The sequence below is a fragment of the Nonomuraea lactucae genome, assembly GCF_003313395.1.
GTDB lineage: Bacteria > Actinomycetota > Actinomycetes > Streptosporangiales > Streptosporangiaceae > Nonomuraea > Nonomuraea lactucae.
In genome coordinates, this window is the sequence record NZ_QNFZ01001069.1 from 1 (window position 1) to 21,179 (window position 21,179).

General features: G+C 66.4%; 15 protein-coding genes and 1 pseudogene. 8 read left to right on the forward strand and 8 right to left on the reverse strand.

Going from position 1 to position 21,179, the window contains the following annotated elements; all coding sequences use genetic code 11:
• Positions 1-776: 776 nt before the first annotated feature.
• From DQW85_RS43665 to DQW85_RS43680, 4 genes are all read left to right on the forward strand, one after another.
• Positions 777-1,265: an RICIN domain-containing protein gene (locus DQW85_RS43665; RefSeq protein ID WP_162795881.1), complete on the forward strand. Its 489-nt coding sequence runs from the start codon at positions 777-779 to the stop codon at positions 1,263-1,265.
• A 40-nt stretch (positions 1,266-1,305) separates the two neighbouring features.
• Positions 1,306-1,863: an RICIN domain-containing protein gene (locus DQW85_RS43670; RefSeq protein ID WP_162795882.1), complete on the forward strand. Its 558-nt coding sequence runs from the start codon at positions 1,306-1,308 to the stop codon at positions 1,861-1,863.
• Between the two features lie 124 nt (positions 1,864-1,987).
• Positions 1,988-2,299 carry a hypothetical protein gene (locus tag DQW85_RS43675; protein ID WP_162795883.1) on the forward strand — a complete coding sequence of 104 codons (312 nt, stop codon included), beginning with the start codon at positions 1,988-1,990 and terminating at the stop codon, positions 2,297-2,299.
• Positions 2,300-2,688: 389 nt separating this feature from the next.
• Positions 2,689-3,003 carry a hypothetical protein gene (locus DQW85_RS43680; RefSeq protein WP_113705619.1) on the forward strand — a complete coding sequence of 105 codons (315 nt, stop codon included), beginning with the start codon at positions 2,689-2,691 and terminating at the stop codon, positions 3,001-3,003.
• Positions 3,004-3,082: 79 nt separating this feature from the next.
• Here the strand turns inward: DQW85_RS43680 and DQW85_RS43685 are convergent, their stop codons facing one another.
• A complete protein-coding gene (locus DQW85_RS43685) occupies positions 3,083-6,160 on the reverse strand; it encodes a DEAD/DEAH box helicase (protein ID WP_113705620.1) in 3,078 nt (1,025 codons plus the stop codon).
• Between the two features lie 97 nt (positions 6,161-6,257).
• On the opposite strand from DQW85_RS43685, the pseudogene DQW85_RS48485 reads away from it, so the two are divergent.
• Positions 6,258-6,593, forward strand: a pseudogene (locus tag DQW85_RS48485) (phosphorothioated DNA-binding restriction endonuclease family protein); the annotation flags it as partial.
• 117 nt (positions 6,594-6,710) lie between these two features.
• Complete coding sequence (locus tag DQW85_RS45400) at positions 6,711-7,508, forward strand: hypothetical protein (RefSeq protein ID WP_162795880.1); 798 nt, start codon at positions 6,711-6,713, stop codon at positions 7,506-7,508.
• Between the two features lie 514 nt (positions 7,509-8,022).
• Here the strand turns inward: DQW85_RS45400 and DQW85_RS43695 are convergent.
• From DQW85_RS43695 to DQW85_RS47865, 7 genes are all read right to left on the reverse strand, one after another.
• A complete protein-coding gene (locus DQW85_RS43695; RefSeq protein WP_240197806.1) occupies positions 8,023-9,117 on the reverse strand; it encodes a TIGR02679 family protein in 1,095 nt (364 codons plus the stop codon).
• Positions 9,118-9,224: 107 nt separating this feature from the next.
• Positions 9,225-13,193 (reverse strand): TIGR02680 family protein, encoded by a 3,969-nt coding sequence (locus tag DQW85_RS43700; RefSeq protein ID WP_113705621.1) that lies wholly within the window; start codon positions 13,191-13,193, stop codon positions 9,225-9,227.
• Positions 13,190-14,410 (reverse strand): TIGR02678 family protein, encoded by a 1,221-nt coding sequence (locus tag DQW85_RS43705; protein WP_205315835.1) that lies wholly within the window; start codon positions 14,408-14,410, stop codon positions 13,190-13,192. The genes DQW85_RS43700 and DQW85_RS43705 overlap by 4 nt, the downstream gene beginning before the upstream one ends.
• Positions 14,400-15,890, reverse strand: a complete 1,491-nt coding sequence (locus DQW85_RS43710) for a TIGR02677 family protein (protein WP_113705622.1) — start codon at positions 15,888-15,890, stop codon at positions 14,400-14,402. Before DQW85_RS43710 ends, DQW85_RS43705 begins: the two co-directional genes overlap by 11 nt.
• Positions 15,891-16,033: 143 nt before the next feature.
• Entirely contained in the window at positions 16,034-16,228 is a 195-nt protein-coding gene (locus tag DQW85_RS43715; RefSeq protein WP_162795884.1) for a hypothetical protein, read from the reverse strand.
• Positions 16,229-16,707: 479 nt separating this feature from the next.
• A complete protein-coding gene (locus DQW85_RS43720) occupies positions 16,708-17,421 on the reverse strand; it encodes a transposase (RefSeq protein WP_162795885.1) in 714 nt (237 codons plus the stop codon).
• 41 nt (positions 17,422-17,462) lie between these two features.
• On the reverse strand, positions 17,463-18,311 hold the full coding sequence (locus DQW85_RS47865) for a transposase (protein WP_162795886.1): 849 nt from the start codon (positions 18,309-18,311) through the stop codon (positions 17,463-17,465).
• Positions 18,312-18,656: 345 nt separating this feature from the next.
• Here DQW85_RS47865 and DQW85_RS43730 point away from each other — a divergent pair, with 345 nt between their 5' ends.
• Both DQW85_RS43730 and DQW85_RS43735 read left to right on the forward strand, forming a co-directional pair.
• Entirely contained in the window at positions 18,657-19,196 is a 540-nt protein-coding gene (locus tag DQW85_RS43730; protein ID WP_205315836.1) for a hypothetical protein, read from the forward strand.
• Positions 19,197-19,717: 521 nt separating this feature from the next.
• The gene (locus DQW85_RS43735; RefSeq protein WP_162795887.1) at positions 19,718-21,175 is read left to right on the forward strand and encodes a hypothetical protein; all 1,458 of its coding nucleotides are present in this window, start codon (positions 19,718-19,720) and stop codon (positions 21,173-21,175) included.
• Positions 21,176-21,179 lie beyond the last annotated feature (4 nt).

A 21,179-nucleotide genomic window follows, 5' to 3' on the forward strand; every position in this document is an offset into this window, starting at 1 on the left:
CAAGCAAGGCCGGACACCTGTGCAAGGCCATCGCCCTCCTACAGAATCACCAGCTCGCGCGAGGATGAAAATGCCTCAGTAAGTTGGCAGGCGGGACTACTCATTTTCCCGACCATTCGTTGCTCAATTCGCCGTCCATCGTGGGAGAGGCTCGGCCAGGAGTTGATGAGTGCTCCGTGGGTGTCCCCATGCCCCACCTGCGATCACGCCGTGTCTGGGACGCCGAACTCGCGGCACTGAGCGCAGTGACCGCAGTGACCGCAATGATCGCCGATGCGCTGCCGCGACCAGCCCTGTGAGCGTCATGCCACACCGAGAAGATCGCCTACTGCCGGTCATCCTGGGCGGCAGTGAGCCGATCGGGTCGTCCGCATGCCGCCGGCCGCGCATCCATGCCTTGCCGATGGCTGCCTGCGACGTTTCAGCGTGGCACCTGTCACGGGATCTCGTGACTTGCCGTCGAAGATGAGTGACTGGAACGTTAGGCCGCAGGCAAGCACGCGAGGCCACCGCAGGGTGATCGTGAAGTCTCAACTACGGAGCTCCGAGCCCGCGACGTCGCGCGCGATCAACCCTCTCCTTCTGAACAACATGCTCAAGCGAGAAGAACACATGGCCCGCAGCCGCATCGCCCTGGGCGGTCCAACCCCACCCTGCCATCGGAACGGCGCTACACGCGAAAGGCCGAGATGAAACGGAGAGAATTGATGGAGGGTCGCGACTTTCACCGTTACCGTCGGCCCGTTTGGGCGAGGGGGAAACTGTCCTATAGGCGCGTGATTCTCGTCACCTCGATGCTGCTGGGGTCCATGGTGGGCGTCCTCGCGGCACCGGCGTCGGCCGCACTCGATGACGAATGGCATCCCTTGCGCAACGTCCAGACGAATCTGTGCTTGGACGGTGACGCCCACGGAAACGCCTACGCGCTTCCGTGCAGTCCCGGCAATCAGTACCAGATGTGGGACTGGACCGAGTCGCCCGATTTCAATTGGAAGCAGGCCAACACGAAACGGTGCCTGAACGGCAATCCAAGCACCAGGAAGGTCACCACTTCGCACTGGTTCTGGGGGTGCGGAAACATGATCAGCAATATCAAATGGTATGTCGAATGGACGCGTCCAGGCCAGTTCCAGGTCGTGCTATGGAATACAGACTGGTGCCTGGACAGCAACAACGAGCCGGACCCGAGCGGTGTCGCCCGCAAGGTCTTCCTGTCTGAGTGCAATGTCGACGACCTCGGTCAGAGCTGGCGCTACACATGGTAGGTGACGGATAAAAATGAAAATAGCATTTCGCGCACCAAGGGTGCCGTCCGGCGGTCGCTCGTCGAAACGACGCCTGGCGTCCATCACGCTGATCTGCGCTGTGGTCGCTTCCGGCATGCTCGCGCCACCCGCATCGGCGGCAGGAAAAGGCATGTCGGGGGTCACGTCGGCAGGCCAGTCGAGCGGACTGGTGGCCCACTACCTGCTTCGCAACAAACTGACCAAGTGGTGCCTGGACGGCGACAAAGACGGCAACAGCTATACCCTGCCGTGTAACGAGGCCAACCAATACCAGCAGTGGTGGTACGACAAGAGCTACTGGACCTGGAACCAAACGAATACCGATCGCTGCCTGCACCACAACCTGAGTACCAGGCGCGTCACGACGTGGACTTGGTGGCAATGCACTGACGTATCCAACATCTGGATATGGAGACACACCGGTGACCTGTCGGTGTTCCTGATGCAGGCGGCCTACAGCAAATGGTGCCTGGACAGCAACTTCGAGACGGACCCGAGCGGTGTCGCCCGCAAGGTCTTCCTGTCTGAGTGCAATGCCGACGATCAGGGCCAGCGATGGTATCTCGATGCCGTGTAAGTGAGTAATGTTAACGGGTCGCCTCGGGGCGGCGCGGCCGGCCAGCCCCCTCAAGTACGCCTCGTCGCCGGGACAGCCCTTGCCAAAGCAGCCGTTGCCGCCCAGGCGGCTGTCCGACGTCACGGTGACCCTGGCCGCCAACGTGCAGTGCGCCATGGCGAAGCAACGCTTCTGGACCTTTCGAGGGGACCGGGAAGAGCAAGTGGTCGAGTCGCATGTCGCATTCGCAGCGGCCATTTTCACTCTTGCGCCCGTGATGACGCCGTTCGACGAAGACTTCGCCACCCAGCTCAAATTCCGCTGCAAAGAGATCAGCGACCTGCTTCCCACTCACAATCGCCCCTGTCGTTCCCGCGATCTTGCGAGAGCTGACAAACTGCTGGCAGACCTCATCCTCGCGATGGGCGATTGGCTGGCCAAGCGCGTCCGATCCTGACCGCAACCACCTCCACGCCGATGACGGCGGTTGACCGAGCGGACCATGAGCCGCTCGCGTCCTGATGCCCCCCACGATGGTGGAGTCGAGACCCACATCCCAGATGACATCCCGCCCGGCTTGTGGGACGCACAGCCCACTCCCGATGAGCTAAAGCTGCCATCTACCGGATGTCACCCGGCGCTGGCTTCTGCCTCCACAAACGTGGCGGACCGGGTGCGATCGGACGTCCTGGCGGCGGCACTCGCCTGCCGACGGAGAAAACCACATCCGAGTCTGCCATCCAGGCCACGTCGAGTGCGCACTGTCTGTCACTATGTGCTCATCGACAGTGAGGACCGGTCGCCCGCGGCCGGACTCCCCTACCGCGACTGCAAAGGCAGGGGCCTGTGAACATAGAGGCGGAGATCCTCGAGTTGAAGCTCCGTATGGAAGCACTCCAAGCTCTAGCATGTCCCGGCGGCGTCCTCAAGACCACCGTGCTCGCCTTTGTCGCGATGATAGCCGAGGTGAGGGACGCCCGATCCGAGATCACTCAAGACCTGGCAGCTCTGGGCATAGAGATCGAAGGCCTTCGCCGGCAGACGAATGAGCACATCATCTCTGCTCAACGCGAGATGCCGGCCTGGTACGAAGCCCTCCAGGACGACCTGAACGAGCTGCGACACAGACTCGATCGCGTGCTGGGGGAAGACACCGCTTAGGACCGGCGTCAACCTTCGCGATCACGGGTCTGGCCCGTGGAAGACCGCCGACGGCGGCGCGGCGACACCTCGTCTCGGCTCAGCCCGCGGTGGCCTTGGCATAGTGGAACACCTCGGGCGGGAGCGGGTGGTTCAGGCGCCACACGAATCGGACAGATCGTTCACCCTCATGGCGTACGTACCGCATAGGCCCGGCGTAGGTGTACGGCGGAGCCCCCAGCCCTTCGTCACGCTTGGACTTCCGGATCAGCAGATGAACCGTGGATCCACCCGTCAGGTAACGGCGAGCGGTGGCGGTCGAGGATCGCAGGATGCTCTGCGACTCCCACTGGAACAGCTCTTCGCTGATCGCGCGATCGTGGTAGAGCGTGGTGGGGGAGTAGTGGTCCTCGGACTTGTCGACGGTGACGAAGAACAGGTCCGCCCGGTGCTCCTGGACGTACTTGACCCCTTCCCGCATATGCGCTGGCCTGTCGATGCCGAAGGCGGCCAGCACCTCGTTCTTGCTGTAGCGGGCATGGACGTGCAACGGCACGACAGGGTCCAGCGGCGGGGCGACGTGACGGATTCCCGAGCGGAGCACGTCCGCCAACTCCAGGAGCTCCGCGGCGCGAGCCCCCGTGAGCCGCGTGAGCCGGGCTTCCATCCCCGAGACAGGCTCGCTGCCACCCCACAACATCGCGTCCAGCATGGCCATGAGGCGTAGCTCGCGCGGGGACCGCGGAGTCCGGCCGGCCAGCACCTCGGTCAGGAAGGCGAGGCGCTCGACGTCGTCAACGTGCAGCATCCTGCCGAAGGCCCGCCCGAGCCCTTCGTCAGGGGGCGCAGCTTCGAGACCCGCGGCATGCCGCAGGGAGGCCCAGCCCTGACGGCGCCGGTAGAGATCTTCCACGTCCAGCCCGGTCTCCTCCAGGAACCTGGACATATCAACGTCCCCGAGGGCGTCCCCGAGGTCGCGGAGCTCGCGTGCCAGGTCCCGCCAATTCAGGCCGAGCGCCTGCCGAACGTTCTCGAGGACCAGTCGGCACACATCGCGGTCCAGGTCGATCACGCAGCCGGCGGGCAGTGTCGGAAACCCCTGCTCGATCTCCCGTGCGATTCCGGTACGGCTGGCGCCCGTGAGTGCCCGATAGCGCCGGTCGAAGCGGAACTGCTTGTGCTGATGGCCGACGAAGTCGAGCACGGTCAGGCACGGCTTGTCGTCGGCCAGTCGCAGTCCACGCCCGAGCTGCTGCAGGAAGACGGTGGCGCTGTCGGTGGGGCGCAGGAAGAGCACGGTGTCGATCTCCGGAACGTCGACGCCCTCATTGAAGAGGTCAACGGTGAACACCGCGTTGACCCTTCGCTCCCTCAGGTCTCGGAGTGCCTGGGAACGCTCGCTCGCCGGGCTCTGCGCGGTAACAGCCACCGAGGGAAGCCCGGCTCGGGTGAACCGGTCCGCCATGAAACGGGCGTGGTCGATGCTCACGCAGAAGCCGATGGCCCGCATCCGCCCGACATCGCCGATCTTGCCCTGCAACGTCTCCAGCACCACGGCGACCCTGCGGTCATTACCCGTGTAGACGTTCGAGAGCTCGCCCGTGTCATAACCCTGGCCCCGGCGCCAGCCAATCCGGCGCAGGTCAGTGCCGTCGTGGACACCGAAATACTGGAACGGCGCCAGGAGCCCCCGCTCCAGCGCCTCCCACAGACGCAGCTCGGCAGCGATCCGGCCACCGAACCAGTGCTTGATGTCCTGGCCGTCGGCGCGTTCCGGTGTCGCGGTCAGCCCCAGGAGCACCTTAGGCCGCACCGCAGACAGCAGGCGCCGGTACGTCGAGGCCTCGGCATGATGAAACTCGTCCACGATAACCACGTCGAACCTGTCCGGCTCCGGCAGCGGGTTGGTGTGCAACGACTGAATCGAGGCGAACACATGCCGCCATCGCTCCGGACGAGAGCCGCTGACGTACAACTCACCGAACGTCTCATCCCGCATCACCTGCCGGAAGGTGAGCAGGCTCTGCCGCAGGATCTCCGCCCGGTGCGCGACGAACAGCAGCGAGTCCGCCCGCCCTGCCGCACGCAGCCGCCGGTAGTCCAGAGCGGCGACCACGGTCTTGCCGGTGCCGGTCGCCATGACGACCAGATTTCGCCACCGATCGTGGACCTGCCGTTCGGCGTCGAGCTCGTCGAGGATCTCACGCTGGTAGGAGTACGGACGGACGTCGACGTGCGCGAAGTCAAGCACGACCGCCAGGCCGCCGGTCCGCTCCGCGGACAAGGCACGGTCGAGCCGTTCGGCATCCTGCGCCGGATCGTAGAGCTCGAAAGAAGGATCGCCCCAGTAGTCGTCGAACGTGGCGGTGAAAGTGTCGATCAGATGAGGTTGTTCGGCTTGGGCGAGTCGTACGTTCCACTCGAGCCCATGGCTGAGGGCGGTTCGCGACAGGTTGGAGGAGCCCACATAGGCGGTGGACAGGCCGCTGGCCCGATGGAACAGCCAGGCTTTGGCATGCAACCTGGTCATCCGGGTGTCATAGGAGACGCGGATCTCGGCCCCCATGGCCGCCAGCCGGTCCAGCGCGAGGCGGTCGGTGGCGCCGATGTACGTGGTGGTCACCACCCTCAGCCGACCGCCGCGCGTCAGGAATTCTTCGATCGCCTCCGCCAGTACCCGTACGCCGTTCCACTTCACGAACGCGCAGAGCAGATCCACTCGATCAGCCGAGGCCAGCTCGCGCTTGAGCTCATGGCCGATCTCCGGCTGCCCCCTGCCGTTCACCAGCAACGCGCTCCCTGTGAGCGGGACGACCGGACGCGCGGGAAACCGTACCTGGCCGGCCGTGTCCCGGCTCCGGGCGATGCCCAGCAGTTCCTCGGCTGCCTCCACGAGTTCATCGGGCGAGGCGGCCTCGGGCACCAGGTCGCCGATGAGCTCGGCCACCCTATTGACGATCTCCACCTGCCGGGCCAGCCGCACCGCATCGCTTTCACCTCGTACGGAGCGCAGCGCGCGACGTGTGAGCGCGGCCAGGTGCCGGGCCAGCGTCTCGTGGGAGTCGGCGATGTCCAACGACCGCCGGTCGATCAGCTCGCGATCGGGTAAGGCTCGCAGCAGGGTGTCAACCTCACGGGTGATCAGATGTTGGTAGATGCCCGGCTGAAGATCGCTCACCCCGGCGACTATAGGTCGCGGCCGGCTACGGCGATGGGCGAACGTCAATGACCACCTGTCCTGACGTGGCCATTAGATCGCCCCACACTGGCCGACCGTGGACTGGATCGAGCGGGTCGCCGAGATCCGGCGCTGGACCAGAGGCGGAGAGCGGGCACCGCACAAGCCGCTCCTGCTCCTGTACGCCCTGGGGCATTTCTAGCGACACGACAACAGACCCGTTCCGTTCAGCGCCGCGGAGAACGAGCTCAAGAAACTGCTCAAGGAGTACGGCCCGCCCCGCGACACCAGTCCCGGCTACCCGTTCCACCACCTGACAAGCGACGGCCTCTGGCTGGTCGACACCCGCCACGGCCCGGGCAGCCCTGGCCCAGAACTGGGCCGGTTACGTGCCAGCCAGGCCAGCGGCCGCCTTGCGCCCCAGAGTCAACGTCGCGGTCGGATGCCGGGCCGGGCAGAGTTGGACATACGGGATGACAGCGCAGAAATATCGAGTATGGGGTACGTTAGCCGAATTTCCGGCAACCATCCAGTGATGATCTTGTTTTGCATGCCTTTCTGGGCTGTCAGGCCGCTCATCGTGCCGCTGGCCGCATTCGTCGCCCTGGCTTCAGTTTGGCTCTCGGCTCGCGTCTGGTTGCGCATCGCCGCGGAGTACAAGCGGCACGCCGCCGACGAGGCGGAAAAGGAGGTCCTATTGGCCGGCCGTCAAGCGGCGCTCGACCGGTGGAAGCGCAAAGTCGCCGACAGGCCGGACGATCTGGAGATGGCTCGCTGGCTGGAGTGCGACCGCAAGGCATTGATGGAGGAGGCGATGGGCTTCTACAGGCTGAAGCGGCAGGACGTCCTCGCCCACGCCTTTATCGAGGCGCCCGCCACACCCTCCTACAGCAGGGCACGCATTGAGGACGGGCCATGGCGCTATTCGAAATACAAGATCCTGCTCTTCCTACTCACCAAGGACGGCGTGCGGCAGTTAACGGTGCACCTCGACTTCCAGAAGGCCACATTCCGCAGCCGGGCACGTACCAATTACCGCTATGACGCGTTCACCTCGGTCCAGGTGGCCGAGACCGACAACGGAGAGAACGTCTTCGAGCTGACGCTGACCAACGGTGATCCGATCAAGGTCAAGGTGACCGATCCGCCCACAGAAGTCACCCAGAAGGAGGATAAGAATCCGCAAGGCGCGTCACAGGTGACCCTCGGCACGGCGGGGCTCGGCAACGCCCTACACGTCTTGGAGGGCGTCGCTGCGGAAGGCAAGGAGTGGATCGCCTTCGAGCGCCAACGTGAGAAAGTCCCTCTCGCCGAGATGAGCGAGGCCGTGAACGCCATCTTCGCCTGACGAACTATGGCCCTTTCGATGCGCAACTTCGGTGATCGTTAGTTCAGTGGGTGCGGCAGAAGGTGGGCGAGGTGGCCAATTCGCAAGGCGCCTCGGGAGATGTTGATCCGCCAGCCCGCGTTCTGGCGGGGGACCCGCCGCTGCAGATCGTGCTGGTGACCGGTGGGCAAGGAAGTGCTCGCGGCTTAACCGCTGCGCGATCAACTGCATGCGGTGGAGAGGGTACCGGCTCCTACGGTGCTGGCCTGGCTCGTCACCTGAGCGGCGCGGCCTGGCTTGGGGAAGCGTCGCCAAGATCATCCCGCATATGTCCCGTGATCAAGGTCCTACGGCTGCATACAGGTGCCGTCGGCGGCCTACCAAGGGCTCGGAACGCAACTGACCTGCGGCCAAGAAACCGCAGGTCGGAGGCTGGAGTGCCTGGTGGAGATGAGTGCCCCCGGCGGGACCAGTCCAAATAGACACCTAAGCCCTAATGCGCTCGCATGTCATGAGCTGACGATAGTAGAGCGCTTTAAGCTTCCGCCAGGTCTTCGAGAAGTTCACCGATGAGTCGTTCTTCCATGACCGCTCTCGCGGTGACTGCCATGTGTGCCGCGAGTTCGGGCGCCCAGGGACTATCGGCCGAGCTGCCCTTCAATGCCTCGGACTCGCCCCGGCCAAGTGCGTGCCGGTAGGTGGTCATATCCATCCGCCAGGGTGTGGCCCCATATCTCGCCTGCGCCTCCGCAGTGGTCCGCACTCCGGTCCAGTCGAAGTCACCACGCCACCACACCTCTCCCGCGCAGGCGGCAACCAGCCGGTGGCATGCCAGCGACGGGATCCCTTCGGTGCAGATCAGGGCCGCTCCAGGAACGGTCACCGCAGCTCTGAGCACTGCGGGATTCTCACACACGAATACCCGAGGCGTGGTCACCAGCAGCGGCATCGTCACCAGCTGATGCAAGGTGACCCGGAAGGGCGTGGCCGTGTCCGCCGCCGCGTTCAACCAATCGGCCAACGCCGAACCGGTCGCGCGCAGCCCCAGGACGAGCACCTGGCTCGCGAGGTCGTCCACGATCACTCCGGCGGACTCCCACAGCGCGCGGCGTCCCTCCGATGTGGTCTCGACGGGCGTGCTGATCCGTGCTGCCAGTGCCCGCAGCACCAGCCTGTCCAAGGGGGTCCCGGCCAGTGCCTTGGTGTCGCCGGTGGCCCGCTCCGCCAGTACGCTGATCGGGATCGGACTGGCGGCGGGTAGCAGATCGAGGACAACCCGCGCCTGACGGACAACCCCACCGCCCCGCCGTACTGCCTTGGTCAATGTTCCGTCGGCGGCCAGTCTGGCGCTCCACTCGGCGAACCACGGCTCGCTCGCGTGACGGCATCCGGCCAAGATCTCCACCAACTCCGTGCGAGCGTGGTCGTGGCGCGCCCGTTCGTCGGCGCGCACCGAGACCGGGCCGGTGAGGGTGAGCACGGCAGAGAGTAGGTCGTCGCAGATCCCAGCCCTACGTAGCGTCGCCTCCACCGCCGTCGGTGACACGGTGAGGCTGGCCGCGCCACGGTCCTTGCGGCCCAGCAGTCCGGCGACTGCCCGTCGCTCCTCGTCCGTGACCTCTTCCAGCATCAGTGGGGCGTAGAGATCGCGGTCGTGAGCGATTCGGTCTGTCAGGCGTGCCACGACGCGCGCCAGTCCGGGCCCTCCGAGGGTACTGCGCAGCCGATCGGGATCGCTCACCACAGGGCTCGGCCTGAATCGTCGGCAGCGGAGGTATCCCTTTCCACCCGTTCGGCGCGGGCGCCGTCCCACTCCCAGGTCGTCACGTGAACCGCGTCTATGCCGTCGCGCCGGACCAGTTGATGGGTGGCGATGCCGGGCACCGTGCGGTAGAAGCCCCACTCCCGCTCGCTGGTCATCGCCACGTCCAGGTCGAAGGTCGTCAGCAGGCCCAGGCACTTGGCCCGGGCGTCGTCGTCGACTCCGGCGAAGGCCTCGTCCAGGGTTACCAGCCGGGGAGCGTGCGGATGCGCGGAGCGGTAGTGGGAGGAGGCCGCCGCGAACAGCGGCAGGGAGACGGTCAGCACCCGCTCGCCACCAGAGGCGGGCCCGGTGGCGGGACGCCAGCGTCCATCCTGGTAGCGCTCGATCACGAAGGTGTGCCAGCTCCGATAGTCCAGCGCCCGCCGCAGATGCTCGGCCCAGGTGCCGTGCTCGTCCCTGCTGCGCTCGGCCTCGATCTGGGCCTGGAGGAAGTCGGCCACGGCCGTCCGGTCGGCCGGAGACCATAGGTCGGCGCCCTGGCGCAGGAGTCGGGCTCGGGCCTCGGCCAGTCCGGCGGGGGCATCCTTGTCGGGCACCCAGGACATGCGCAGCAGCATGCCGGTGGAGGTGGGCCGTTCCTTCAGCTCCTTGTTCATCTGGCCGGCCTGCTCGTCAGCATCGGAGATCAACTGCTGCAGATGAGCCGCCACGTCGTTGACCAGGTGTTCCTCGACGATCTCCCGCTGGCGTGCGGTCAGCGTCCGCTCGCGGTAGTCCAGTTCGGCCTCCAGCAGGGTGGCCAGTTCGGCGGGCACCCGTTCCCGGCCCTGGAACTGGATCGTCACCACGAACCAGTCCGACAAGCCCGCCACAGCGTGGTGGCCGTGCCTGGTCAGGGCCTCGGACAGTTCACTGTAGCGCCGGGTGATCTCGTCCTGGACCCGGCGCCATGCGTCGTCGGAGTCATCGACGTCCGAGAGCGTCTGCTCGATGCGTCGCGCGAGCCTGACCGCGGGATCTGCCGCCCAGGAACCGCTCTGTTTCACCTCGCAGGCCACCTCCAGCAGCCCGGTCTCGGCGAAACGGCGAAGCGCCTCGATGGCCCCCTCTCTGCGGCGCGCCACGCCATCGGCGTTCTCCCGGAGTTGCTCCTGCCGTCCTTCGGCCTTGGCGCGCTGCTCGACAGCTTCCTGGTGGGCCTGGCCCAGGCGCCTGAGTTCGGCGGTGAGTGTGGTGATTCGGGCCTTGACCTCGGCGAGCCGCTCCCGGAGCTCCTCCACCGACGCGCCGATCGAGGCCCGCAAGGTCTCCAGCCGGGCATGTTCTTCGGCCGCCCGCCGCCGCGCCGCGCGCTCGACCTGCCGGGCCCGTTCCCGCTCCTGCTTCGTGGCACGCAGCTCACCCGTCCAGGTGATCATCTCGGCCTGCTTCTGGGCGTGCAGGTGCGCGGCGGCAAGCAGTTCCGTGACCACCTGGCGGTAGGCGCCCAAGGCATTGCGTACCCGCGCCAGCCCAGCGAGATCGGCGGGCAGCCGGGTGTCGAGTGCGGCCCGGTCCCGTTCTCCGATCGCCGAGGCCAGGTCGTCCAGGGCCCACTGGACGTCGTTCTCCTGTTCCTCCACAGCGGCCACGGCATCCGCATGGCGATCGACCGCGCTGGCGAGCACCGTATGGGCGTCCCGCACGGCGGTGTCCAGTGGGTGTCCTGCCGCTTCGGCGCTCACTTGCTCCTGCCGTGCCTCGATGGCAGCAGCCGTCGCCTCGGCCTGCCGCACCTGATCGGCAGCCTGGCCGATCAGCACTTCCAGCTCAGCCAGGCGGCGCTGTCTGGCTTCCTCGCGAGCCGTGGCTCCGATGTATTCGGCACTCGGCTTGGCCCACGCTCCGTGCAACGGCCCAAGCCGCCAGCGGCCATCGGCGCAGACGTAAGGTCCGGGTTGTTCCTCCAGGCCGATGCCGTCCAGGACGGCTTGCGCCGCCGGGTCGGTGGTGACCAGCGCGCGGCTGAGCGGCGCCTGCGCACGATCGCCAGGCAGCGCGATCACATCGTGGGTCCCGGCGTCCAGCAGCCGCCCATCCGGGGTGATCCAGGCATCCAGCAGGCCGGAGGCTTCGAGCGCCGCCTCAAGCCCGGCCCGGCTGCCGGCGTCGAGTTCGGCGGCGAAGTCAGTCAGCGCCCACAGCGGCCCGCCCGGCCGCCCCTCACGGACGCCGTCTCCTCTGGTGTACGGCACGCGTGGCATGGCCTGTTCGCCCGCGGACAACCGGTCACGCTCGGCCACTAGATCATCGTGATCGGCGCGGCGGGTGTCCAAAGCCATGGTCGCGGCAGCCAGCGCGTGCGCGAGTTCTTGCCCCCTGCGGCGTCCGGCCTCGCGCAGCGCCGCCTCGCCGGGGTGCGGCCCGGTCAGGCTCTCGGCCCAGTCGGCCAGGCCGTACTCCTCGGGATCGGGCAGGCTCAGCTCCCGAAGCCCCAGACCATACCGGCGCCAGGCGGTCACGTGATCGGCGATGGCGGAGGCCAGCCCGTCGCGGGCGGTGGCCAGCCGGTCGGCGGCCGCGTCGCGCTGGGACTCGCGCTTGGCGAGCAGGGTGCGGGCGGCGACCAGGTCGCGCTCGCGCTCCGCCGCCGTCTGGGCGAGAGCGGCGACGTGGTCGACGGCTTCGGCCCTCGACCTCAGGGCAGCCTCGATCGGCTCACCGGCCTCCAGCAGTCGCTCGTGCTCCGCTGCGAGCCCGGTCTGCTCGGCCAGAGGCATCGCGCGATCACGGCATCCGGCCAGCGCCCGCTCGCTCTCGTCCGCGGCCTGCTCGGCTTCGGCGTGCCGGGTGGTCCGCTCTGCCACCTTGCTCTCGGCGGCCTCCACCGACTCCACCGCGGCGGTGACGGCCTGATCGGCTTCGTCGGCGTACCGCTCGGCGGCGTCCAGGTCCTTGATCCGGCTGTCGCCGGCGAGCTCCTCCTTGACGGCATTCTGCTCGGCCAGCTCGGTCTGGGCGCTCTCCGTGGAGGCGGCGGCTTCGCTCTCTCGCCGGGCGGCGTCCGCGATCAGTTCGGCCACCGTGTTCAGGTCGCGTTGCCCCTGCTCGTAGGCGGAGTGCGCGAGCCGTACCTGTCCGGCTTGCCTGCGTGCGGCCACTGAGGCATAGCGTTGGTAGCGCGTCATGAACCGGCGCACGTGCTCCCGGGTGTCCTTGAGCCCGACCAGTTCCTCACGCTGCTGCTCCAGATCGTGGAAGGCGGCGGCGACATCGGAGATGAGCGCCTGGTCGAGCGGAGCGAGTGCCTGGGAGAGCGCCTGCGACAGCTTCTTCTCGTCCGGGCGTTTGGACAACTGCGGCTGGCGGAGCTGGATGAGCAGGTTGATCAGCGCCTCGTACCGTTCCGTCCCTAGGTGGAACAGGTGCTCGTCCAGCAGCCTGCGGTAGCCGGAGGACTGCTGGACGACCTGACCGGACAGGCCGACGGCCTCGGTCAGCCGGTCGCGGGTCAGCGCGGTGCCGCTCTTGCCGATCAGCGACAGCTCCTGACCGATCCGCTGCGAGGTGACGAAGAACCAGCGATCGGCGATGCCCTTGCCCTTGACCGCCTTCAGCCCGCACCCCACGGTCAGGTACGCGCGTTCGCCGTCCTCGGTGACCCGGCCGAACTCAAGCCAGGTGTAGCCGAGCCGCTCCTCGTACCGGTCGCCCAGCAAGAGGTTCCACTCCATCTTCTTGCCGGGGTCGCCGTCGGGTTCCACCCTGCTCGGTGTCAGTTCGCCGTCCAGCAGGAACGGCAGCGTCAACGCCAGCACCTTGGACTTGCCTGTGCCGTTGTTGCCGCGGAACAGGATGCGCCCGTCCCGGAACCAGAACTCCTGCTCGTCGTAATAGAACAGGTCCACCAGACCGGTGCGCAGCGGCTGCCAGCGGTTCGTCGCGGCGATCGGGAGAGTCATGCGTCCTTCGATTCGGTGATCGCGGAATCGTCGGCTTTCTTCCCGGTGATCACCGGGTCGGCGAAGCCGAAACGGGCCAGCGCAGGCAAGGGTACAATGGCGTCAGCCTGGAGCCGGATGAGCCCGAGCGACGCCAGCCGGTAGATAGCGCCCGCGGTCAGTTCCGGAACCGAGGCATTCTTCCGCCACAACGTACGATGCCGTACGGCAAGGCGTTCCATCTCGTTCCTGGCCTGGTCCGTCTCAACCGCCGTTCCGGGATACATGCGCAGGTGATCGGCGAGATATTCGGCGAGCAGCAAGGTGGCGTGCCCGTCAGTGCCTTCCTCCGGCATGCCCAGGTCAGTGGCCTCACGGGTGGGGTCGAGCAGGGCGATGCCCTCCGAGCGGACCTCCGCGACCAGGCCAGTCGCCTCAGTGAGGCGCTTGAGCAGCGGTCCGCGCTGGCGTTCCAGATAGCCTCGCTCGGCCTCGGACAGCTCGTGATAGTAGAGGACTGGATCGTCCAGCAGTCGCCGGACCAGGCTGTGCCGGATCAACCGGTTGCGCCCATCCTCGGTGTCGGGGACCAGTTCCTCAGTGATCGCCGACAGCCGTTCATCCAGTTCGGCGGCTTGCACCATGGAGGGTCCACGCCGGGTGGCCAGCAGGACGGCCAACACCCGCCGGTTCACGTCATAGAGGGCGTCGCCCGAGCCGCTCACATAGGCCGCTTCGTCTCCCGCCACCTTGTTCAGCACTCCGATACCGATCAGCAGCCCGGCCACGGTCGCCAGATCGGTGCGCTCCTCACGGGTGCCGAGCGTGAACACCATCCCGGAGGCGATCAGGTCGGGGTCGCCCGCGAAGGCCAGCATCCGCTCGGCCAGCCAGCCAAGCGTCACCTGGCTGTCGGCGCGCTCCAGCGCCGCCAGAGCCAGGCAGGTCAGCACGTAACGGCGGCGGCTGAACGCCACCTTTCCCTTGGTCTGCGCGGCTCGCGTGCCATCGACGTGACGCGACGGCACCTTGCGCAGCCGGGCCGCAGCCGTATCGGCGTGCAGAGACCACCCGGCTTCGCGGGCGAACCAGTCCGTCAACCAGCCCTGATGTTTACGCACGAGTCGGAAGTCAGGTGCCTCGGGGGTGAGCAGCGGATGACGAAGTAGCGCCCGAATCGCCTTGCCGCGCTCCTCCTCACGCTGTGCGTCCAGCACATCGGTGACCTCAGCCGCCATACGGCGCCACCGACAGGTCGATGATGGTCAGCTCATGGTCGGGTCCTCGCAGCACACCGTCCTCCGTCCGGACTTCCGCATGACCGTCCACTGGCTTCAACCGCACTTCCAGGCTGCCATCCGAGGTCCTGGCCATCACCTCGCCCGGCCCGGCCGCCAGCCCATCCCCCAGCAGGCGCAGGAAGAGCCGGAACTCCACCGGGTCCAGCTCCCCCAGCTCGCTCAGCAACACTGGCCGGCCCGTCGCCAGCTGTTTGCGCGCCAGCTCGGTCTGCTCGCGTTCTGCCGCCACGAACGCTGCCAGTTCCGCGCGCTGCCTGCTCCGGTTGACGACCTTGCTCGGGGCGCCTCTTCTGGAATAGCTGCCTGTGGCGCGCAGCCGTACCGAAATCTCCGCTCGCGGCCCCTCAAGCCAGCTCGTGGCCGACGGTGCGCCCTCCGGCTCCCCGGCCTCCACGGTCAAGTGCCGCGCGGAGGCCAACCCGAACGCCGCCCGCCACAGACGATGCGCATCCGCCTCGGTGAGACACTCAGCGAACCACCGCGCCAGAGCCCGGAAGTCAGCCGAGCGGTCGCTCCTGCCCGCACGACGTTCCTGCAGCACGCTGATCGTGGCCAGCAGATCGGGAATCGCCTGGCGGGCCCGAGTCCGCAACAGATCGGCCTGACAGGGACGCGCACGATCCCCCACGAACCACGACCGCAGGCCCGACCAGCGGTTACGCCACTCCGCCAGCTTCAAGCCGACGGGGTCTTCCTCATCCGGCGCCGCATCAGCTGCCTCCCGCTCTGCGGCCAGCCTGAGCAGGGCCTCGACTTGGTCGAGTTTCTGGATCTTGTCCGCGATGTCGAAGGACTTGACGACCAGCTCCGAGACGAACCGTTCCAGATAAGCGATCAGGCGATCCTTGTAGGCGAGGAACGCCTCCTCCTCGATATCCTGCAGGTCGATCGTGCGCTGCAGGCCGCCGATGAAGGCGCTCGCGTTGGCCGCCAGACTGTCGAGCCTGCTCATGATCTCCAAGAGCAGGTTGTGTGCGACCGCCGGATCCGGCTGCCCTTCCAGGGCCGACAGCGCATGGAGCCGTACCCGGATGTCCTCCAGCGCCACCGCTTGGAGCTCGCCCCTGCGTCCCACCTCCTGCTCGAAGACCTCCAGCGCGCGCTCGGCGGCCTCGCCCTCACGGCTGAGCTGATAGAGGTAACGGGCGCGGTAGAAATCCTCAACCGTGGTGACACGGCCCGTGTCGGGGTCGGCGCGCAGGTTGTCCCACTTATCCAAGCTGTCCAGGGCGCTGTCCACCTGGTCCTGCGTGACCGGTTCGCCACCGTCTCCGCGAAGAGCCTCCGCCACGTCCTCCGGCCGCAAGTGCACCACGAAGCGCCGCTTGTTGGCCATGAAGACATTCATGATCCGGCGATAGAGGGAGGAGTTGGGGACATCGAGATGGGCGAATACTTGAGTACGCGAATGAGACATAACAATATGTCAGTATGCCGTCACCGGATACGGTTCGCTCCATGTTCGGCGAACCGAGCTGTGAACCCACACAGCTCGACCAACAAGCGCTGCGTGCCCATCCGCCGTCAGGAACACGGAAACATGGATACACCTCCCTTCGGCTACGCCGGCACCAGGCCATACGTCGTGCCTGACCTACAAGGCCCGAACACGGCGTGATCCAACTCCCGCTCACCCTGGCCTGGAGCGGTCGCCGCCGGATGGACGATCTCCAGGATCGGCTCGCTCGGCTGGCACTCAAACTCATCTCCGACCACGGCTTCGCCCTGGGCGGCGGCCACGCCGTAGACCTCCACGGCGGGGTGCAGCCCGGATGGGCAACTAAGCCCCAATGTCCTCGCACCTCATGAGCTGACTGTTGTCGAGCGTTCTCAGCTGAAAAGTACCCGCTGATTGAGAGTTTGCGGCATGTCAGGCCGCGCGCCAGACCACGCAAGGTATTTGCTCCCTGCGGCCGCTTCTCAGTAGCGCGATACTCGGTGCTGTCACGGACCGAACGACTACGAGCAACCAATGAGTAGCATCGGCCAGCGATCTGCAGCCAAGAGTTGGGAGTCGCCCCTGACGCGAAGCCTAGTCTGCTTGACGTGCATGGTTCTCGGTAGCCACAAGGTCGGCAAGGGCGGCGCTACCGGAGTTCAGCATGAGCTGGAGGTGGGCACCTCAGACAACAGACACAGTCGCCGGGTGACGGCGCACACCAGAGGCAAGATCACGAAATCTGATCCCAGGTGACCCGGACTAGCCACAAGGCCGTGACGCTGTTGGCGATCTTTCATGTGGGGGCGAGGAGGGCCTGGCACAGGGTGTGGAAGCGGCTGGCCCGGCGGCGCGTCTTGGGGGTGGCGTTCAGCCAGTCGCCCAGGCGGGCCAGGTTGCAGGCCATGGCGGTGAGCACGTGCTGGAGGTGGGTCTTGGCCAGCCCCCGGTAGCGGGTCCGACGTAGCCCGCGGACCCGGACGTTCTCGGAGATGGTTGATTCACACCCGGCGCGGATGGCGTAGCGGGCCTGCCATGCCTGATCCGCCTGTTCGGCGCGGTTACGGGTTTGGATCTCGTGCAGCGGGCGGGGCAGCAGCGCCAGTGCGCGGGGCCGTTCGGCCGATGCGGTGCACGAGGTGCGGACCGGGCAGACCCGGCAGGTGGCGGTGTCGAAGCGGACCTGGATGTAGTCGTGTCCTTTGATCCGTAGCGGTCCCCAGCTGCGGCTGGGTGAGCCGCGCGGGCAGATGGCCACCTGACGCTCCCAGTCGATGACGAAGGCGGATTTGTCGAACCCGCTACCGGCCATGGCCTGCGCGCTGGGGTCGGGGGCGATCGGCCCCAGCAAGGTGATGTTGTGGATCTGATCGGCGCGCTGGATGCGTGCGGGTGAAAGGTAGGCCGCGTCCACCACGTGCTCGGCTGGGGCCAGTCCGGTGGCGGCCAGGTCGTCGTGGATCAGTTCGGTGAGCTGCCCATCTTGGACGGGGGCGATGGTGGTGGCCACGTGGACCACAAGATGCGGCAGGTCATCGTCGCAGGTCTCGGTCAGATGAACCCGGTAACCGCTCCATTCGGTGCCACGTTTGACGCACCAGTGCGCATCGACATCGTAGGGAGAGTCAAAACGCAACGAGGCCGGTGGTAGCGCGCTGCCCTCCCGCCAGCACAACGTGCCGTGCTCGTCGGTGTAGTAATGGTGCAGCCACACCTGGCGCAAGATCTCCACCTGCGGCAGGCCGCGCAGCCGGGGCGGGCGTCATCGGCCCACACCGCTTGGAGGATCTTCAGGCCGTCCCGGCCGATCTGCTCTGCCCGCGCGATGATGGCCTGCTTGCCGCCGGGCACCCGTCCGATCTCCACCCGGCGGCCGTACTGGCGCGCCCACTCCGGCTCGATCAGCGGCGCCAGCCAGACCGAGGCGGCCTCAGCCAACTCCTCCAACGCCGCCCGCAGGCTCTCCCCAGCCAGCTCCAGTCGGCTGACCTGCCGGACCGCGGCCAGCACGTGGGTAGCATCGGTGCGCTGCCGCCCCCGGCCCTTGACCAGCCCAGCCGCGTGTAGGCGATCCAGCATCATGCCCAGCAGCCGGTCGGCGCGTTCGGGCTGCTCGGCCAGCCGAGCCCGGAACTCACACAACACTGAGTAGTCGAACCCGGCGTCCTCCAACTCCAGACCCAGCGCGTACTTCCAGTCGATCCGCACCGCGACAGCGCAGGCCGCCTGCCGGTCGGAGTAGTCCTCGGTGAACTGCAACACGCTGACCAGCGCCAGTTGTGCCGCCGACAGCGACGGCCGCCCGTCGACCGGGTACCAGTCGGCGAACTCGTCATCTTCGAAGATCTCTCCGAGCCGGTCTCGGACCAGCATCGCCGGTGTGCCCTTCGGACAGACCATCCAGGCTAACTCCGCCGTCTTCGCGGGAATCCCCGCACTCGCTCGGGGACGCAGTGACATCGCCCTTGCCTCCTCTCGACCGGCTCGCAGTCCGGTCGGCACCTCCAGCCTGAACCCCCACTCAAAGATCGCCAACAGCGTCACGGCCTTGGGACTAGCCACTCGGCGCCCAGAGCCCTTCCTAGCACCGGACGAAGGGCTCTGCGCTTGAAGTACTCGAGTTCTTGAGCCTCACACTCGCTCCCGAGGTCGACCGAATCGCTCTCGCCGGGAAGCGGCCGGCAAGCCAGACCCGGCGCCGGAAGCGATCCAACCGTGCCAGAGTGATCCGCATGATCCCCCCGTATGTTCCCGACGAGCCACCGCTCACCTACGCCGACAGCTTCGACATACCGGTTCTTTTCCGTAACGGGCCTGCGAAGGAAGCCCAGGAGGCAGTGGCGGACAGCCAAGCTCAAGCCGTGGGCGAGCTCGGGCGGGTTCCCGGCGAGCGACGGCTGGTACGTCTCGACCACCACCTGGCGGGAGATCATCAAGGCCGCCATTGAGGTCGGCCGCGACGTCACCCCGCACCTACAGAATCAGCCGCGGTATGCGCACGGGGAACTCGTCGCCAGGGTTTCCCCGCTGTACGCCTATCTCGGCATGCACCCCGTCACGCCTCAGTACCCCGTACGAGGCACCAAGGACCGGCGCCTGACCCTGAACCCGGGGTACGCGTACGGCACCGAGCGCAGCGCGAAGAACGCAGCCGCCTACCGGCTGGGGATGACGATGACCGAGTGGGCCTGCCGCTCACTGCTGGGCCTGGGGCAGAGCGGCGGCCGTGCCCTTGCTCGTCGGTGCGATCGTTCAGGATCGCATCGCGTCAGGGCAGGGCCTTGAGTCGGCGCTGCAGGTTGGGCTGGTTGTATCGGCCCACAGTGGTCACCGGGATCACATGCGGGAGCGAAGAACATAATGGGCCTCATAGGTGTTCCGGACGCGTGACCGGCACCCGGGTTTATTGGTGCAGCGACGCATGCCAATGTTCTTTCCCTGAAGTTTTCACTCCGGCGTCTTACGAATTTTGACGACGCCTGTAATCTCGTTTCGAGCCTGATCCATACGAAAGCGCAAAAATCGGCGTGTGTCTCTGTCCGCCCCAGGAGTGCGGTTTCGAAGGGGGCTGTATGCGATTGGTATCCGGATCATTACAAATAGTCCGTTTCGTTCCATGTGGCCAGCGATCGGTCTTATGTGTAGAAGGTGGCAATTGTCTTGACCGCAGCCCAACGTAGATCCATTATCGCCAAGATCGGATACATGATTTTTCAGGTTCTCGGCGCACATGGGAGGTTAGCTTTTACTAGAATCTGTGGAGATGGGCTGAGATGTAGCCTCTTCTCTTTTTTGTGGGGGACTGTATGGTTACCGGATCGCTGGATCGCTCCTTCGTGCACGTCGCAGCCCTGGCGCCGCATGGGAAGCATGCCGCCCAAAAACTGACTGAGCTGTATGACGAACTGTTGAGACAGGGGGCGGTCGGCGACGCGAAACATGTCCGGGACGCGGACGAAGCCGCGTGCCGCCGGGATTTCGATGGGCTGAAACGATTTGTCGCCACCGGCATTCCGCTCGACGAGTTCTACGAGCGTCAGCACGGTCGGGTCGGGCGAGTTGCCGGCTGGCGTAATGCTGTCGCACTGGTACCACTCATGCTCACCTGGTTAGCGCTCGCGGTGGCCAGCTGGGCCTATCACGAACTGGTTCGGAAAGATCCGTCCCGGATGGCGGATCCCTTCCTGGTGTTGTGGCAGGGGCGCTTCGACGGTATGGCTCTGCCCACGTTCGCGGAAACGGCCGTACTGTCATTCAGCCTGCTGCTCATCGTGATGATGCTCACCGTATGGGCGCACCGCAGAGAAGCCGCGGCGAACAGAAGCATCGCCATTGTCGACAAGTTGGCGGACGACGCGTTGAACGCTCTCGACCTGGCGGTCGAAGCCAGCACGGCTCGGCCGCCCGACAATGCGAAGGAGTGGGCCGAGGCGGCGAGCCGGGTCCTGACCGAGACGCAACAGATGATCAAGGCGGCGGTGCGTGACACCACTCAGCTCGCCAAGAACAACGCCGACATCGCCCAAACCGCCAGTGAGCGGTTGACGCAGTTGCAACAGCACGGTGAGGAGATGCTGAAGGGAGTCGGCGAGGAGACCCGGGAGGTGATGCTCACCCTGCAACGGCAGAGCGAGCAGACCACCACACGGGTGGGGGAGGAAGCCACCCAAGTGCTCAAGCAGGCAGGCGAGGCCAACCGGCAGCTGGTCGAGCAGCAGATGACCCCGCTGTTCGAGGGGTTCAAGATCTCGCTGGCGGAGTACCGGCGAGACCAGGAGACCTACCGCAACAGCGCCGCCAAGCTGGCCGGAGGCATCGTGAACCTGACGACGGCGGCGTCCGGGCTGGCCGACGGTGTCGGCACGTACGCCACGGTCGGCCGGTCCATCGACGAGAAGCTCGCGTCGATCGACGCCACACAGACCGCGTTCGGCGAGAAGATCGAGGAGCACTCGACAGGCATCCGCTCCGCCTCGGCTGAGTTGCATGACGTCGCCAAGTTGATAACCGGCAACATGAAGAGCGACATGGAGGCGTTGGCGCAGAATGTCGTGCAGGCCGGTACGACTCTGGCCGCCACCGAGCGGAGCCTGTCCGCGACTGCCCTATCGCTGGAAGCGGCGACGCGGGCCATGGGAGCCACAGCCGCCAACCTCCTCACTGCCGCGGCAGCGGTGGAAAAGGCGGCCAAGACGATCAGCGCTGGCTCCGCTCCGGTGTACCGCCGCCGCCGTCTCTGGGCGCGGCTGTTCGGTGGGCGCTGATGAG